The 18,349-nt window shown below is 27.1% G+C and carries 15 protein-coding genes; 5 read left to right on the plus strand and 10 right to left on the minus strand.

Annotated features, from left to right (window positions below):
* Positions 1–134: 134 nt before the first annotated feature.
* The 6 genes from CRU93_RS03910 to CRU93_RS03935 form a co-directional block, all read right to left on the minus strand.
* A complete protein-coding gene (locus tag CRU93_RS03910) occupies positions 135–1,175 on the minus strand; it encodes a c-type cytochrome (RefSeq protein ID WP_129102879.1) in 1,041 nt (346 codons plus the stop codon).
* Positions 1,175–2,422: a cytochrome bc complex cytochrome b subunit gene (locus CRU93_RS03915; RefSeq protein WP_129102880.1), complete on the minus strand. Its 1,248-nt coding sequence runs from the start codon at positions 2,420–2,422 to the stop codon at positions 1,175–1,177. Before CRU93_RS03915 ends, CRU93_RS03910 begins: the two co-directional genes overlap by 1 nt.
* An 11-nt stretch (positions 2,423–2,433) precedes the next feature.
* The gene (locus tag CRU93_RS03920; RefSeq protein WP_129102881.1) at positions 2,434–2,934 is read right to left on the minus strand and encodes a Rieske 2Fe-2S domain-containing protein; all 501 of its coding nucleotides are present in this window, start codon (positions 2,932–2,934) and stop codon (positions 2,434–2,436) included.
* A gap of 145 nt (positions 2,935–3,079) precedes the next feature.
* A complete protein-coding gene (gene thrC / locus CRU93_RS03925) occupies positions 3,080–4,561 on the minus strand; it encodes a threonine synthase (RefSeq protein ID WP_129102882.1) in 1,482 nt (493 codons plus the stop codon).
* 11 nt (positions 4,562–4,572) lie between these two features.
* Positions 4,573–5,475 (minus strand): acetylglutamate kinase, encoded by a 903-nt coding sequence (gene argB / locus CRU93_RS03930; protein WP_129102883.1) that lies wholly within the window; start codon positions 5,473–5,475, stop codon positions 4,573–4,575.
* A gap of 72 nt (positions 5,476–5,547) precedes the next feature.
* On the minus strand, positions 5,548–7,371 hold the full coding sequence (locus CRU93_RS03935) for a GGDEF domain-containing protein (protein WP_129102884.1): 1,824 nt from the start codon (positions 7,369–7,371) through the stop codon (positions 5,548–5,550).
* Between the two features lie 123 nt (positions 7,372–7,494).
* Between CRU93_RS03935 and CRU93_RS03940 the strand changes: the two genes are divergently transcribed.
* Positions 7,495–10,242, plus strand: coding sequence for a RecB-like helicase (locus tag CRU93_RS03940; RefSeq protein WP_129102885.1), 2,748 nt, complete (start codon positions 7,495–7,497; stop codon positions 10,240–10,242).
* Here the strand turns inward: CRU93_RS03940 and CRU93_RS03945 are convergent.
* The 4 genes from CRU93_RS03945 to ilvA all read right to left on the minus strand — a co-directional run bounded on the left by CRU93_RS03945 (position 10,235) and on the right by ilvA (position 15,277).
* A complete protein-coding gene (locus tag CRU93_RS03945; RefSeq protein WP_129102886.1) occupies positions 10,235–10,789 on the minus strand; it encodes a thiamine phosphate synthase in 555 nt (184 codons plus the stop codon). The two genes, CRU93_RS03940 and CRU93_RS03945, sit on opposite strands and share 8 nt — an antisense overlap.
* Before the next feature lie 88 nt (positions 10,790–10,877).
* Positions 10,878–13,124: a methyl-accepting chemotaxis protein gene (locus CRU93_RS03950; protein WP_129102887.1), complete on the minus strand. Its 2,247-nt coding sequence runs from the start codon at positions 13,122–13,124 to the stop codon at positions 10,878–10,880.
* 164 nt (positions 13,125–13,288) lie between these two features.
* The gene (locus CRU93_RS03955; RefSeq protein WP_129102888.1) at positions 13,289–13,975 is read right to left on the minus strand and encodes a F0F1 ATP synthase subunit A; all 687 of its coding nucleotides are present in this window, start codon (positions 13,973–13,975) and stop codon (positions 13,289–13,291) included.
* Between the two features lie 96 nt (positions 13,976–14,071).
* Positions 14,072–15,277: a threonine ammonia-lyase gene (gene ilvA, locus CRU93_RS03960; protein ID WP_129102889.1), complete on the minus strand. Its 1,206-nt coding sequence runs from the start codon at positions 15,275–15,277 to the stop codon at positions 14,072–14,074.
* Between the two features lie 126 nt (positions 15,278–15,403).
* Here ilvA and trmD point away from each other — a divergent pair, with 126 nt between their 5' ends.
* The 4 genes from trmD to CRU93_RS03980 are packed head-to-tail and all read left to right on the plus strand — an operon-like array spanning position 15,404 to position 18,238.
* The gene (trmD, locus tag CRU93_RS03965; protein ID WP_129102890.1) at positions 15,404–16,081 is read left to right on the plus strand and encodes a tRNA (guanosine(37)-N1)-methyltransferase TrmD; all 678 of its coding nucleotides are present in this window, start codon (positions 15,404–15,406) and stop codon (positions 16,079–16,081) included.
* The gene (rplS, locus tag CRU93_RS03970) at positions 16,078–16,434 is read left to right on the plus strand and encodes a 50S ribosomal protein L19 (protein WP_129102891.1); all 357 of its coding nucleotides are present in this window, start codon (positions 16,078–16,080) and stop codon (positions 16,432–16,434) included. The genes trmD and rplS overlap by 4 nt, the downstream gene beginning before the upstream one ends.
* Before the next feature lie 32 nt (positions 16,435–16,466).
* On the plus strand, positions 16,467–16,988 hold the full coding sequence (locus tag CRU93_RS03975; RefSeq protein ID WP_129102892.1) for a nucleoside phosphorylase: 522 nt from the start codon (positions 16,467–16,469) through the stop codon (positions 16,986–16,988).
* Complete coding sequence (locus CRU93_RS03980) at positions 16,985–18,238, plus strand: spore photoproduct lyase family protein (RefSeq protein ID WP_129102893.1); 1,254 nt, start codon at positions 16,985–16,987, stop codon at positions 18,236–18,238. Before CRU93_RS03975 ends, CRU93_RS03980 begins: the two co-directional genes overlap by 4 nt.
* Positions 18,239–18,349 lie beyond the last annotated feature (111 nt).

The following is an 18,349-nucleotide window of genomic DNA, read 5'->3' on the forward strand; positions in this document are numbered from 1 at the left end:
AAAAAATAATTAAGATTATTAAAATTAGTTATTATATTATTTGAATGAAAAATAAGTTTTCAAAAAGTAGCAGTAGATATAAAAAAAGGAGGTTAAAAATTAACCTCCTTTTTTATATTTTTAAAGAAAAGTTCTTAATGAATATCTCTCCATTTACTAGCTTTCCATAACCAAGCAAAGATAGCAAAAATTACTAAGTAGATTAGGAATTTAGGTCCTAATTCTTCTCTTTGTGCTTTTTTAGAGTCACCAACTTTTTCTAAATAAGAAATTACTTTCTCTTCAGAAGCTTTAGATAAACCAACTCTAGGCATTGCTGTACCTTCTAAGTGTTTTTGAGGATCATTAATAAATTCATGTAAATATTTTGCTCCTCTACTTCTAATGTATTGTGATAAATCTGGTGGAACTTTCCCCATATATGCTTTAATATTTTCAGCAGGAGTATGAGCAGACATTGTTCCGCCTTTCATGTCACCATATTTTATACCATGACATCTTTGACAAGCATCTTGGAACACTTGTTTATCTGTCATTTTATCTGGAGCAATTGATTGTAAATATGCTACCATATCTGCAATATCTTGTGGTTGCATCCAAGAATAAGAAGGCATTGGATGAACTCTTCCATCAACAAATTTATGAGAAACTTTTTGACCTAATGTAGGTTCTTTAATAAATGCTACTAAATAATCTTTAGTGTATAGTTTACCAGAAGTACTTAAATCTGGTGGTACTACACCATATGCAGCAGCTGAACTTGCATCATCCATTACCTGAGGGAATCCCTGAGATTTGATTGAGTGACAAGCAGTACAGTTTGATTGTACTAGTGTTGCACCATTAGTTGCATTACCTTTAAGTTTTAATGTTGCATTATTTGATTCCCAAAAAGAATCAATTCTTTTTTGAAATTTTACTGCAGCATCATACTCTTTTTTTGGAAGATGCGTAACTTTTTCATTTCCAGTTTTTTTAGCTTCAGCTTCAGCTTTTTCTAAAGCTTCTTTTTTCTCTTCAACTTTTTCTTTTGCACTTACTTTATCAGCTTGTTCAAAATTATAGTTTGCTGGATCCACATGAGGATGCATTTGTGAATGAGCAAATGGTTCAACACCCCAGTAAGTAATTAATGTTAATACAACTACTACTGCTAATATTTTTAATTCTCTCATTATGCACCTCTCTTTTTAGCATCAAGTTTTGTAATAACTGGTAATAAAATAAATAGTAAGATAAATAGCGTAGCAGCTACAAATCCAACCCATGCATTAGCACCTGTTGGAGGTAATTTACCCCAAATAGTTAATACAATTAAATCAGCCATTAATATCCAGAACCATATAAAGAAACCAGGTCTTTTATGTGCTGGTAAAATTTCTGTGTCTCTATCTAAGAATGGTAATAATAGGAAAATAGCATTTGCAAAACCAAATGCAGCAAGACCAATATCAAAGGCTTTCATAGGACCAATATCAAAGAAGAAACCTCTTAATACTTCGTATGACCATAAGAAATACCACTCAGGATAAATATGTGCAGGAGTTGCCATATTATCTGCTGGATCAAAGTTTACTGGATCCATAGCAAAATCAAAGTGGAAGAATACTAAGTAAAAATAGAAAATTAAGAAAATCCCAAGAACAGCTAAATCTTTAGAGATAAATACTGGCCAGAAAGGAATAACTTTTGATTCTTTTTTATTACCACTTAAATATTTTTCAGCTTCTGCATCAAAATCAATTTCTTCAGAATTTTGATTATTAACATGTGGAACTCTTAGTGAATAAAAGTGTACTGCAATTAATGCCATTATAACAATAGGTAATAAGAAAACATGTAACATAAAAAATCTTGTTAATGTAGCATCTGCAACGTTAAAGTCACCTCTAATCCAAATAACTAATGAATCACCGATGAATGGAATACCACCAAAAAGGTTTGTAATAACCATTGCAGCCCAGTAAGACATTTGTCCCCATGGTAACATATATCCAGAGAATCCAGCAGCACTAAATACAACAAATAGTAACATACCAGAAATCCAAATCATTTCTCTACCTTGTTTATAAGAACCATAGTAAATACCAGTAAACATATGTATATAAATAATTAAAAATACTACTGATGCGGCAACACCATGCATATGTCTAAATAGCCAACCATATGCAACTTCTTGCATAATTGTATAGTTTACAGAATCAAATGCTAAATTAACATCTGGTTTGTAATACATCATTAAAAAAATTCCTGAAATTACTAAAATACCAAATGTAGCAGCAAGTAAAACACCCATTGCCCATAAGAAGTTAATATCTTTTGGAATCCAATACTCAGTCATTAATACTTTGTTTAGTGTAGTAGTATTTAATCTTTGATCTAACCACTCACCAACAGAGTTTGCTTTAGTAAATTTTGCCATTGCTTAACTCCTTATGCCTTCATCGCAGCAGCGATTTTCTTATATTCAGGACCATCTTCACCTAGAACAATTTTTGTGCCTTTAAGACTAAATGGAGGTAAGTCAAGTGGTCTTGGTGGTGGACCAAAAATCTCTTCTCCACTAGCATTAAATTCACCACCGTGACATGGACATTTCCATTTTGTCTTTTTCCATGCAGGGATACATCCTAAGTGTGTACATAATCCAATAGCTATTGTATATCTATCATTATTAATTACTAAATCTCTTTTATTAGATTCCATATCAGCAGTTTTTTTTAGTACAAATACGGGTTTTCCTCTCCATACGATTGTACTTGGTTCACCAGCTTTTACTGTACTTAAATCAAATTCAGTAAATCCGCTAGATAATACACTTGGAAGTGGATCCCACGCTCTTTTCATACCAACTAAAGAGGCAGCTCCACCAACTGCAGCAACTGCAGCAAATGTATAACCAAGAAAATCTCGTCTATTTGTTTCGTTAGACATATAACTTCCTTATTTTAAAATAAAATCTAACTATTATATTGAGAATTTTCTTAAATTGTTATGACATATGTCAATTCAAATAACTTTTATGTCACTTTATGAGAAAAAAATACACAAGATAGAGTAAAAATATTTATTAGAGAGATTAATTCTCTCTAATAAATTTTACAATTTCTTCTTCTATATTTTCTTTATTAATAATTGTTTTGTGTATAATTTTTGAAGTAAATAAGTTTTTTATATTTGCAGGAAGTTTAGCATTGTATTTTTTAGATATTTCATCTAAAGCATCTTTATCTGCATATTTTTCATTGTTTTGTTTTAATGCATTTAAAACTGTTGGAGAAAATTTTGTCCATTCTGCAGTTGAATAAATAACAGTTTTTAAATCTTTTTCTTTTAAGTGTTCATATGCTTTTAGACAAGTTGCTGTATGTGGGTCCATAAGGTAACCTTCATCTAAAAACTCTTTTATTTTTATTGCTCCATATTTATCATCTGAATTTATTGCTGAAAATTCAGTTTGTAATAAGTTTCTTTCATTTTCAGATAATTTAAACATGTTATTTGATGCTAAATCATCAAATAATTCTTTAGTTCTTTTTTCGCCAAATAAATCATACATTACTCTTTCAATATTAGATGATTTTAAAATATCCATAGCAGGAGATTTTGTAAGAATTAATTCTTTATCTCTTATATCATAAACACCAGTGTTTATCCACTCTGTTAAAATATTGTTTTCATTAGATGCAACTAAAAGTTTTTCTATAGGTAATCCCATCTTTTTAGCATAAAAAGCACCTAGAACATTTCCAAAGTTTCCACTTGGAACTACTAAATAGATTTTTTCATTATTTTTTATTTCATTTTGTCTAATTAATTCTAAGTATGAATGAAAGTGATATATAATTTGAAATATAATTCTTCCAAAGTTTACTGAGTTTGCAGCACTTAATTTTATGCCATCATTTTCAAGTTCTTTTTTAAATGTTTGAGAACTTAATAATTTTTTTAGTGCAGTTTGAGCATCATCAAAATTACCTTTTATTCCAATTACTTTTTGATTATCTCCATCTTCACATACCATTTGTAATCTTTGAACATCAGATGTCCCTCCATCTGGATACATACAAGCAATTTTTATATTTTCTTTATTTTTAAATGTATTAAGTGCAGCTGGACCTGTATCACCACTTGTTGCAGCTAATATTAAATATTTTTCATCTCTTTTTTTTGCAATTGAACTTAAAATAGAACCAAATGGTTGTAAAGCCATGTCTTTAAATGCCCTTGTTGGACCATGATATTGTTCATGCACAAATAAATCTTCTTTTACTTTTACTACTGGGCATGGATTTTCAGAATTATCAAAATTATCATACAATTTTAATGCATTGTCAATATCTTCATCACTAATATCTATTTCAAATGCTTTTAATATATCGTATGCAAGTTTTTTATAATTTTTATCTAAATGTTTTTGTATAAAATTATCTTCTAACTTTGGTAACTCTTTTGGAACATATAATCCACCAAATGAAGCGCTTGGATTTAAAATTGCTTCACTGAAACTAACTTCTTTGGGTTTTATACCATCATTTCCTCTTGTTTCTATAAAATTCATTAAATTTCCCTCTAAATTTCTTTTAATAATTTTTCTATGTCTATATTATTGTTTTTCCCATCTTTCCTAAGAAATTGTGTTCCTACTCCATCACTTGTAAATAGTTCAAGTAAAATTGAGTGTTCCACTCTTCCGTCAATAATATGAGCTTTATTTACTCCATTATAGATTGCATCAATACAAGAATCAACTTTTGGTATCATACCTCCAGCAATAGTTCCATCATCTTTTAGATTTTGAACATCTTCTTTATCAAGCGAGTTTAATAAATTCCCTTCTTTATTTAATACACCTTTTGTGTCTGTTAAAAAAAGAACTTTTTGTGCATTTACGGCAATTGCTACTTTACTTGCTGCAACATCTGCATTGATATTAAATCCTGGGTGATTTGGTTTTAGGCTATCTGCAATAGGAGCAATTACTGGAATATATCCTTGTTTTACAAGATTATTAATTAACTCTCCATTAACATTTGTTACAACACCTGTATAACCAAATTTTCCATCTTCTTTAGGTTTTGCATTTATTATTGATGAATCTTTACCTGAAATCCCAATGGCTTTTGCCCCATGGTGATTTAATAATGATGTGATATTTTTATTAATATCTCCACTTAAAACCATCTCAACAATTCTCATAGTCTCTTGACTTGTAACTCTATGTCCATTAACAAATTCCGTTGGAATACCTAGCTTTTCTAAAAGATCAGATATTCTTGCTCCTCCACCATGAACAATAATTGGATTCATACCTACAAGTTTTAATAATACTATATCTTCTGCAAATTTTTCTTGTAAGTCAGGACTAGTTTGAGCTGAACCACCATATTTAATTACTATAGTTTTTCCATAAAATTTTTTAATATGAGGTATCGCATCAAGCAACACTTGAACTTTATGTTGTTTTTTATGCATAATATTTCCCTAGATTATTTTAAGGTAAAAATTATATCTAAAAGATGCTTAATAGGTGAAGAAGTAGAAACTCTACTTCTGTAATAGTTCTTTATTAAAAGCAATAACTTTATTTCTTCCTGTCTCTTTTGCTTCATATAAAGCAAGGTCTGCATATTTTATACAATCTTTTACATTATCAGAATCATATGGGAACATACTTGTTCCTATACTCATTGTTTTTGAAATTGTAGTATTTCCTGCAGGAATTTTTTTAAGGGCAAAAGCCTCTTTTATTTTGTGTGCTAATTCATTTACTGAATCTTTATCACAATTATATAGTAAAACAATAAACTCTTCTCCTCCATATCTTATAACAATATCAGATTCTCTACAGTTTTCATTTAATGTTTCTGCTACTATTTTTATTGCATTATCTCCAACATCATGGCCATAAGTATCATTTACTTTTTTGAATAAGTCAATATCTACCATTAAAATACCATATGGAATATTAGCTCTATTTGCTTGTGCAACAATTTTAGAAATAGAATCTTCTAAATACTTCCTATTATAAAGACCAGTTAATGGATCAGTTCTTGCATTTAATTCTAATATATTCATCAATTTTTTACTCACAATTACTGTTTTTGCTGTGTCAATATAATCTTTGATATATGGAATTAATTCTCTTACTCTTTTAGTCTCTTCTTCTGTTTGTGTGTAAATTGATACAACTAAGTCTACTTCATTTGATATTGAATATGGAATACAAAAATAGTTTATATCATTGCATTTGCTACAAATTGTACAAACATTTTTAAATTGTGTGGAATCAATTACTGTATTTGTTCTATCAGCTCTGCATCCTTTTTCTAATATATCACAATAAAGCTCTTTTTCTACATACACAGCTGTTATTTTATTATGAATTGTATCTGATTCAAAAAAGTTAAAATTAGTTAATCCTAGTTTTTCTTTAAATACTTGAGCAAGTCTAGAATAAACCTCTTCTAATGTATCATCATACTCAATTGTTTTTCTAAATTTATAAACATCTGATAATCTATCAACAGTATTTTTTACATTTATTAAATGATCTTTTTCATCTTTACTATTTTCTGTTAAGAAAACAGATATTTTAGAGTCCATTGCATCTAATGAATTTTCTAATTTTTCTAAAAGACTATTAATCCATGAAGCTACATCTTTTGATTCTTTACCTTCTGGATTATCAACTCTTTGAGAATAATCACCATCTTGAGCTTTCCTCATAACTTTTTTTATCTCATCAAAAACATTTAAAAATGGTGAAATAAGCATATTAATTAAAAATATAATAATTATCATAAGTACAAGTGCAATTACTGCAGTATGTGCAACAGTAGTAATACCTACTTCTTTTGAATCATCAATAGACATAGTAATAGTTATTGCACCTAATGTATCTCCCTCTTTTGCATTTGTATGGCATTGCATACAATTAATTTTGCCATGGGAAGTTGCATTATATGGAATTGTGATTCTATAATGACTTTTAGAAAAGACATTTTCACTTATTACTCTTTTTAATTTTCCAGTTTTTAGGACCTCTTTATCTATTTCATCTCTTGCTATTTCATTATTAAATCCAATACCAAACATATCAACTACATCTTTGCCTCTACTTAACCAGATTTTATCAATATTAGGAAGATCTTCTAATTGGCTTAAAAATAGTTCTCTGTTTTCAATAACTCCTGTAACCATTTGGGAAGTTAAGGAGTGTTCTATTGTTTTTGCTAGTACATGAGCTTTGTCATCAATGTTTTTTACTCCATAATCTCTAAAGTTGTAAATTAAATTTACAATTAACAATACAAACATTGAAAAAGTTATAAAGATTACTAGAAATATGATTTTATTTTTAGTTTGCATATATGATTCCCCAAATTTTTTAACCTTAATAGTAACACAATAATAACATTAAAAAAATAAAATAAGCAAATCTTAAATTTGATAATATTGCAAATTTTAATAATTCTTTTGTATTATTAACTTATGAAACAATTTTTAGCATTAAAAGCCAGTGCAGGTAGTGGAAAAACCTTTGCACTTACAGTACGATATATAACTCTTTTATTAAAAGATGCAAATCCTAGTGAAATTTTAACACTTACCTTTACAAATAAAGCTGCAAATGAAATGAGTGAAAGAATTTATAAAACACTGCAAACTTTAGGGGATGATGAAGCATATTTAAATGCAATTCAAGTTCAGTCAGGTTTTTCAAAAGAGCAAATCTTAGGTAAAAAACATCAATTAATAAAAAAGTTTGTGAATGCAACATTATCTATTTTTACAATTGATAAATTTGTAAACAAAATATTAAGAGAGTTTTGTGGATATGTAGGTATTAGTGATGATTTTGATATAAAAGAAGATGACATTGATACCTTAAGTTACAAATTTTTACAATCACTTGATTTAGAAAAATTTGAGAAATTAATAGAATTCTCTTGGTATGAGAATAAAAAATTTAACTCTTTATTTGATTTATTTAAATTATTGTTGGAAAAAAATGAAGATATTGATGTTGTCAATGTTCAATCAGAACTTATTCCACTACAAAAACAAGAAGCTTTAAAGCATGCATTTAAAATTAAGCAGATAGTTCTAAATACTGATATTGCATCTAATTCTGCAAAAAAAGCAGTTGATTTTGAAACATTTGATGATTTATTAGGAAGAACATGGCTTACAAAAGATAGTGTACATGAATACAGTTATTTTAAAAAATTTGCAGATGATGTGATGAATGCACATTTTTTAAAATTAAAAGAAGAATTAGAAAAATATTATAAGTTAAGAAGTGCTTACTCTTTAAATAAGCTTTTTGAACTATTTCATACTTTTAAAGCATTTAAAATATCGTATAATAAAATTAAAAATTATCTAGAATTTAATGATATTTCAAATTTAGTATACGAACTATTATCTACAAAAATTGATAAAGAGTTTTTATACTTTAGACTAGATTCAAAATATTCTCATATTTTAATTGATGAGTTTCAAGATACATCTTTACTTCAATATAGAATTTTGCAACCACTAATTGAAGAAATATTATCAGGAAGTAATGAAAAATTTAAGTCATTTTTCTATGTTGGTGATACAAAACAATCAATTTATAGATTTAGAGGTGGAAAAAGAGAGTTATTTGATTATGTGTCTAAAAGTAATCCTTTAATTGAAGTTGAGGTATTAAATACAAACTATAGATCTTGTGAAAATATTGTTAATTATGTTAACTCACTATATACTCCTTTGCCAAATTATGAATATCATGATCAATTATCAATAAATAAAGATGGATATGTTGAAGTTATGGAAGATGAAGCTTTAAGTGAAGAAAATGATAAGTTTAAAAATATAGCTTCAAAAATAGCAACACTACTTCAAAATGGAGTAAATAGTAATGAAATTGCAATATTAACTTATACAAATTCAGATGTTTTATCTTTATATTCATATTTGACAGAAAAATTTCCAAATTTAAAAATAACAACGGAAATGACATCTAAATTAATCAATCAAGAGAATGTAAAAGCTTTAATCAATATGATTAAATATCTATATTTCAAAGAAGATATATACAAAGAGAGTGTAAATGCAATAATAGGGAAAGAACCCTTAAGCCCTTTAGATATTAAAGTTGATTTATATAAAAACAGTATACAAGAATTAATAAAAACAATCGCTACAACATTAAATATTATGGATGAAAATGTAGTTAAACTTATTGAGGAAAGTTATAGTTTTGAAACAGTAGTTGATTTTGTATTTGAAATAGATAAACTTGAAGCTGCAATGCAAAATAGTGAACAAGTTGGATTACAAATATTAACTATTTTCAAATCAAAAGGGTTAGAATTTCATACAGTGTTACTATTAGATAGAATTAAAAGAAAAAATGCTGATAAGAGTTCTCTTCTTTTTGAATATGATGAGGTCTTTTTAAAAAATATTTATTATAAAATTAAGGATTTGGAACATTATAATCTAAATTATAAAAATGCTTTAAAAAAAGAAAAAATATTAACTTATGATGATGAATTAAATATTTTATATGTTGCTATAACAAGAGCAAAAAAGAATCTTATAATCTTTAAAAAACAAAAAAGCTCTGTTTTTGATATACTAGGAGTAAATAGTTTAATAATTGGTTCAATTATTCCAAGTTCAAATAAATCAATTAATTATGACAAAGTAGATAAAATTGATTATACACCTTTGAATTTAGGTAAACAAGATAATATTATTAAAAAAGATGAAGATGATGAAAAAGATTATTCTGATTCACTTTATAATAGATATTTTGGTTTAGCAACACATTATTGTTTAGAAATGTTAGCAAGTTTTGATAAATCAAGTTTAAAAAAATCAATTGATTTTGCAAGATTTAAATATTCTTTATATTTAAATGAAGAAGATTTTGAAAAAATAGAGTATAGAATTAGCTTAATGTTACAAAATAAGCAATTTCAACAGTTAATAAATAGTGCATCATTTACAAGTGAACAATCAATAATATACAATCAAGAAATTAAAATTATTGATCTTTTTGTACAAAAAGGTGATGAGTATTATATTTTTGATTATAAAACTACTAAAGAGCAAATGATTGAACACGAAGTTCAAGTGACAAATTATGTTGATGCAATAAAAGATATAATGCAAACATCAAAAGTCAAAGGTTATTTATTATATTTAAAACCTACAGAATTTATTTTGAAAAAGGTTATATAAAATATCTAATTGAAGCAAAGCCATATGGTTTTGCATGCTCTATTTTTTTTACTTGTTCTTCATTTATAATTCCACCTAGTGCAATAATATCTATATCTTCAAAAACTCTTATTGCTTCTTTTAATTTTTGTACACCTTTTGCCTCAGGTTTATTTTTAACTTCAAAAATAGGAGAATATGTTACGCAGTTTGCATGTAGCTTTTGTGCTTTTTCAATATCACTATAACTGTGGCAAGAAATTATTGTATAAAGATCATTTTCTTTTGCTTCTTTGATATTATCAAATTGAGTAGAAGTTAAGTGAACACCTGTTGCATTTAACTGTTTTGCTAATTTTATATGTGAGTTAATCAATGTAATTGGTATTTCAAATTCCTTGCATACCTCAATAAATATTTTTGCTAATTCTTTGTAGTTTGTAGATTGTTTATCTCTAAAACATGCAATATCAATATTATGTTTAGTTAAAACTTTAGTTAGATTTTTTCTGAAAAGTATAACATTATCTGAGTAATACTTTGGGTCAGTTATTAAATACTGCTTCAATCTTTTCTCTTTTTATAAATTTTACAAATTTTACAATATAAAGATTGAAAAAATCAAGAAAAAAACAGAAAAACTGTTTTTTTCAATATTAAATTTTTGCTTTTTTTGCTTCTTGTACAATAATATTTGCTATGTTATTTGTATCTTTTGAAATCTCAGATGCTTTTCTTGCAACATTTGCATTTGTTTGAGTGATTTTATCAAGATCATTAACTGCATGATTTATCTGTTCTACACCTTTTAACTGTTCATTTGAAGTGCTAGTTACTTGATTTATAATTTGTGTAGTCTCTTTTATATTTTCCCTAAGTTTTTCATATCCTGTTATCATTTGTGCAGCAATTTGTTTACCTTCATTTGATTTAACAGTTGCATTTTCAACAATTGCTTTTATTTGGTTTGCTGCTTCTGCACTTCTATTTGCAAGGTTTCTTACTTCTTGTGCTACAACTGAAAAACCTTTTCCTGCTTCACCTGCAGTTGCTGCTTCTACAGCTGCATTTAATGATAAAATATTAGTTTGGAATGCAATTTGATCAATTATAGTAATTGCTTCTGCAATGTCATGTGTTTGTTCATTTATTTGATCCATTGCAGTTGAAGTGTTTGCTGCAAGTTTTTCACCATTTGTTACTTCATTTGATAAATTTTCAGAATTATTTCTCATTTGAATCATTGATTGTTGAGAGTTTTTCATAGTTGATGTAATCTCTTCAAGAGAAGCTGCTGTTTCTTCAAGAGAAGCTGCTTGTTCATTTGAACTATTGCTTAAATTTGAGATTATATTATTTAACTCATTTGAACTTTGTTGTAAGCTTTGACCTGTTTGTAAATTTTGTTTTAATAAATTAGTACTTGATTCTCCTAATATATTACTATTTTCATATAATTTTTTAATCTGAGCTTCAATATTTTTAACTTCAAGTCTTTTTGTATAGTCATAATTTGTAAAAGAATTTAAAACACCTTGTACATTATCAATATGAGTTAAAATATTATCAAGCATTTGATTTACTACATTTTTTAATTCATTTAACATTATATTATTTGAAGATATGTCTATTCTTTTGTCTAAATAACCTTTATTTACTAAGTTTGCCACTTCAACAGTATTTTTAATTAACTCATTATCAATTTTCATATTTTCTTTTGTTGTATTTATATTTTCATTAATAATTTTTGACATCATTCCTATTTCATCATTTGATAATATTTTTATAGGATTAGTAGTATCTTTTTTTCTTGATAAATATTCAAAGAAGTCATTTAAACCTATTTGCAAATTATGTAGTGGCTTAATTACTAATTTTCTTATTATAAATAAGATTAAAATTGCTATTAATATAATTGAAACAGCACTTAATATTCCCAATACAATTGAAAAGTTTTTACTCTCTTCTAAAAATTCATCTTTAGTAGTTCCAATAACAATTTTCCAACCTCTTGGTTTATAATTTTCATATATTGTTATTTTCTTTTTTACTTCACCAGTTTTTGGATTAGTCCAATTATAAGTAATTACACCTTTATCGTTTTCAAACATTTCCTTGATTGATTTATCTTTATTTAGATTAAAAATATTTTCATTTTTCCCATGTATTGGATGAAGGACAAAATTACCTTTTGTTTTCTTTTTAGTACTTAATATATAAACATACCCTGTTTTACCAATAACTTTTTTCTTGATACTTTGTATATACTCATTATAACTTTCTGTATAGTTATAACCCACATACAAAATACCTATAACTTTACTATTTTTAATGATTGGGTCATATACAGCCATATATTCTTTGCCAAATAGATGTGCTGAACCAAAGTATTTTTTGCCATTTATAATTGCATTATAAGCAGGTGAACTTTTTCCTAAAAATGTACCTACTGTTCTTGTCCCATTAGGTCTTTTTAGTGAAGTTGTAACTCTTATAAAATCATCACCTTTTCTTGCAAACACTGTTGCAGTTGAGCCTTTAATTTTTGTATAATTATCAACTATATTTTTATTATTATTTAACATAATTCCATTATTTGTAATTATTGGGGTATCAATGCCATTAACTTTAACTGTTTTATTTTCATCTATTTGAATATCATTAAATTGAGACTTAAAAGCAGAGTATAAACTATTTGCTGTTGTTTCTAGTAGATGATCATAAGTTCTTATTGTTTCTTTTGTTTCATGTACTCTTTGTTCTAATTGTTTTATAACTTTATTAGAAATAATATTTTTACTATACATTGCACTAAATACATTTAAACTTATTAATAAAATAGAAAGTACTATTGTCAAAAGAAGGCTAGTTTTAGTTACTAAATTCATATTTTTTAAATTCATATTAATTCTCCATAAAAAGGTAAAAATAATTTTACTTTAAAATAAATAATAACTTAATTAAAAAAACTAAATTTATATCTGAACTTTCATTAATAATAAAAAAAGGGAGATAAAGCAAGTTGCTTTATCTCCCTTTTTAAAAAACATCAAGAACTAATAATTGATTAGTGGTCTTCATGCTCCATCATAATTGAACCTGCGATATATACATAAGTTAATATCATGAAAATAAATGCTTGTAGGAAACCAAAAGCAGTTAACATGAAGAAACCTGAAATAGGAACAATCCATGGTACTAACATTAAAAGTACCATTGTAAACATATCATCACCTTTGATTGAACCAAAAAGTCTGAATGATAATGAGATAATTCTTGATAAATGAGAAATTATCTCAATAGGGAACATTAATGGTGCAAGTATAGGCATAGGACCCATAAAGTGTTTAAAATATGCTCCTACACCATTTTTCTTAATACCTAAGAAGTTGTAGTAAACAAAAACAATTAATGCTAGTGAAAGTGTAAAGTTGATATTTGCAGTAGGAGATTCAAAACCTGGTACAATACCTATCATATTACTTACAAAAATTACTAAACCTAAAGATGCAATTAGAGGCATGTATCTTCTTGCATTTTCTTCACCCATTGTGTCAGTACCCATAGATATAACACCACCAATATATGCTTCCATAACATTTTGTGAACCCGTTGGAACTAATTGCATTTTTCTTGTAGCTGCTCTTGCAACTAAGAAAACTATTGCAATTACTAGAATGTAATGTGATAAAATGATCCATTCTTGTCCGTGCCCGCCGATAGCACCAAAGAATGTAAACAATCTTCCTTCCATCTTCTTCCTTTTCTTATTTTCTTTTGTGTTTGCACTTTTTTGTGGTGTATTATATGATTTGTTTTCTAAAATCTTTATAAATAACCAAAAAAAAAATTAGATTTGTTTAAATCTGTAACCATTACCTTTAAGTTTATCTTTGATTAATTTTTGGTGCTCTTCACCTTTTGTTTCTAAAGACATTGTAATTTGCGCATCACCAAATTCAAGTTGAATAGAATCTCTATCATAATCAATTTGAACAATATTTGCTCCACAATCTTTAAAAATATCACTAAGTTCTGTTAATGCACCTGGTTTATCCCTTAATTTAATTATTAAGTTCATTTTTCTATATGACTTAACTAAACCTTTTTCAATAATTTGAGAAATCATAGTTACATCAATATTCCCACCACTAACAATTGCACAAACTTTTGAATCTTCAATTTCTACTTTTCCATGCATGATTGCAGCTGTAGAAGCGGCACCTGCACCTTCTACTACTAGTTTGTGTTTTTCTAGTAAAAATAAAATAGCATTTGCAATTTCATTATCACTAACTTCAACTATGTGGTCTACATAATCTAAAATAATATTTAAAAGTTTTGGATTTACATCACGTACAGCTATTCCATCAGCAATAGTTCTAACTGATGCTGAATCAATTGGAGTTTGAGACTTATATGATTCTTTCATACCTCTTGCTCCACTTGCAACAACACCAATAATTTTAATATCTGGATTTATAGCTTTTGCTGCAATTGCAATTCCTGAGATTAAACCTCCACCACCAATTGGCACTATAATTTGTTTCATATCTGGAATTTTTTCTAAAATCTCTAATGAAATTGTTCCTTGACCTGCAATTACATCATCATCAGCAAATGGGTGAACAAATTCACACTCATTTTCTTCTCTAAATTTCATTGCTGCACCATATGCTTCATCAAAATTTTCACCATATAAAACAACATTTGCTCCATATGATTTTACACCAGTTACCTTAGTAAGTGGTGTTGCCTCAGGCATAAAAATTGTTGCTTCACAACCAAATTTATTTGCTGAATATGCTACACCTTGTGCATGGTTTCCTGCACTTGCAGCAACAACACCTTTTGCTCTTTGTTCCTCTGTTAAGTTAGCAATTCTATTATATGCACCTCTTAGTTTAAAACTTCCAGTTAATTGAAGATTCTCTTTTTTTAAGTATACATCTGCATTAAAAGTTTCACTTAAAGAAGGGGCTTTTGTAATTGGAGTTTTTTCTCTTATTTTTTCCAAATTTGTTTTTGCTTCTCTTATATCATCTATTGTAATCATTTTTAACTCTATTCTTTAATTTTGAGCAATAATACCGAAAATTTGTTTTTATGAGAATTAAAGAATTCATTTATAGCCTTTATAATAAGCTTTATGATATAATCACAAAAAATTTAAAGGCTATTATTGAAGTTTACTTATGTGACTCTTTTTTCTAATTTGATAGAACCCTATTTTTTTGATTCTATATTGAAAAGAGCTGTTGATTCAAATTTGCTGGAGTATGAATTTTATAATCCAAGAGATTTTACTAAGAATAAACATAACAAAGTTGATAAAGCTATGGTTGGTGGAGGAGCAGGAATGCTTATGACTCCACAACCTTTGTTTGATTGTTTAGATGAAATAAAAAGAAAAAATGAAGATGCTTATATTGTATTTCCATTAGCAGCAGCAAAACCTTTTAAGCAAAATGATGCTAAAAGATTGGCAAAGAAAAAAAATATTGTTTTTGTTAGTGGAAGATATGAAGGAATTGATGAAAGAGTTATTGAAAAATATGCAAATGAAGTATTTTCAATAGGAGAATTTGTACTAACAGGTGGAGAATTACCATCTTTAGTTATGAGTGATGCAATTTCTAGAAATATTGATGGTGTACTTGGGAATGCCCAATCTTTGGAAGTTGAGAGCTATGAAAATAATCTTTTAGAAGCACCATCTTTTACAAAACCTGAAATTTTCCAAAATTTAAGTGTCGTTAAAGAATTCTTAAAGGGAAATCATAGTAAAATTTCCGACTTAAAATTCCAGATGTCAATTTGTAAAACAAAATATTATAGACCCAATAAGGAAAAGAGATGAAAAATAGATATATTGCTAGCTTCGAAGCAGCTCAAATAGAGTCTAAAGAAATTCCTCAGTTTAGAGCAGGAGATAACGTAAGACTTGGTGTTGAAATTAAAGAAGGTGAAAAAACTAGAGTTCAATCTTACGAAGGTGTTGTTATTGCTAGAAGTGGTGAAGGTGCGTCTGCAACTTTTACTGTTAGAAAAATAGGAGCAAATTCTGTAGGTGTTGAAAGAATTTTCCCACTATATTCAGAGTCAATTAAAACTTTTGAAGTAACTAGAAGAGGTAGAGTAAGAAGAGCTAAGTTACATTACCTAAGAGGACTTAAAGGTAAAGCAGCAAGAATTAAAGAACTTAAAAAGTAATTTAACTAAGGCTTGTCCTTAGTTTTACTTTTATGAAAAATAAAACTTTAATTCATAGTGCACTTCTTTGCGAGTGCCAATGCGTAATTAACTTCTTCAAACTTAAACAAGATAAATCTTGCAGTGCATTTAAACTTTATCATAATGAAAAAATCGTATTAGTCGTATCTGGAATAGGAAAAGAAAACACAATAAATGCACTTAGATTTGCTTTTGATAATTTTATTATAAGTAAAGCTATAAATATTGGAATTGCAGGTTGTAAAGATCAATCAATAGATATTGGAACACTTTTTACTACCAATAAAAAAATTAAAAATCTAAATTTTACTACATTAACTACAATAGATAAACCACTAGACAATAAACTTAACCTAAAAACTACATTAGTTGATATGGAAGCTTTTTATTTTGAAGAGTATTGTAAACAATATTGTGAGAATATTATAGTTTTAAAAGTTGTATCTGATTATTTAGATACAAATATACCTAAAAAGTCATTTATAATTGACTTAATGCAAAATAATTTTAATCAATGGAAAAGTTTAATATGAGTTATAATGAAAAATTTAATTTAAATATAGAAAAAACAAACTATAAACAACTTGATGAAAAAACACAACAATTTTTAAAAAACCTTGCTTTTACATATCAATTTTCTTTTCAAGAATTAAAGCAAATAATTGATTTTGCAATTGATTTTAAAATTTGGCATGAAAAAGAGATTTATGTCGTTTGTAAAGAAGAATATTCAAATAGAAAAGAGTGTTTTAATCATATAAGAAGTATTTGGGAAGATTTAAGAAAAAGCCCAAATTCCTATGCAAAGTTTACAAAAAAGCTTTATAAAGATGATGTAAGAAAAATATCTTTTAAAAATTTTAAAGCACAAAAAGCTGCTTTAGGTTCATGTCCTGTTGCAAGTCCTAATACAAGATGTTGTAATCTTTTAACTTTAGATGCAGTTCAATCATGTGGTTTTGATTGTTCTTATTGTTCTATACAATCTTTTTATAATCAAGATAAAGTAGGGTTTGATATAAATTTTAAAGAAAATTTAAAAAATCTAAAACTTGATCCAAATGAGATTTATCATATAGGAACAGGTCAAAGTTCTGATTCACTTATGTGGGGAAATAAAGAGGGTATTTTAGATGCGCTTTTTGAGTTTGCTAGAACTAATTCGAATGTAATACTAGAGTTTAAAACAAAATCTAATAATATAAAATACTTTATGGAAAATGATGTTCCTGCAAATATAATTTGTACATGGTCTTTAAATACTCCTACAATTATTGAAAATGAAGAACACTTAGCCGCAAGCTTAGAAAAAAGAATTCAAGCAGCAAAACAAGTAAGTGATAAAGGTGTTTTAGTTGGTTTTCACTTTCATCCAATAGTTCATTATGAAAATTATTTAAGTGAATATGAAGAAGTTTATAAAACTTTAATAAATACATTTGATGCAAAAAAAGTTGCACTTGTTTCTATGGGTACACTTACTTTTATAAAACCAGTAATAAACAAAATAAGAAGTAGAAACTTTAAATCAAAAATTTTGCAAATGCCTATGGTTGATGCAAATGGAAAACAATCTTATCCATTAGAGATAAAAAAAGAGATGTTCAAACATGCATATGATACTTTTAAGCCATGGCATAAAGATGTATATTTTTATCTTTGTATGGAAGATGAGTCTTTATGGAAAGATGTATTTGGTTATGAATATTCAAGCAATAATCAAATGGAAGATTTTATGAAGATGTCATATATGAATAAAATCAAACAAAACTCGAATATATAGGCTTTATAGTAAAATACATAAAAAACAATATTTTCACTTTGATACATTAAAATCCAAAAAAGTCTAAAATAAAGTGTATAAAAATAAGTATAAAAGTTTTTTAGGTGTATA

It is taken from the genome of Arcobacter sp. CECT 8985, from assembly GCF_004116495.1.
Lineage (GTDB): Bacteria > Campylobacterota > Campylobacteria > Campylobacterales > Arcobacteraceae > Malaciobacter.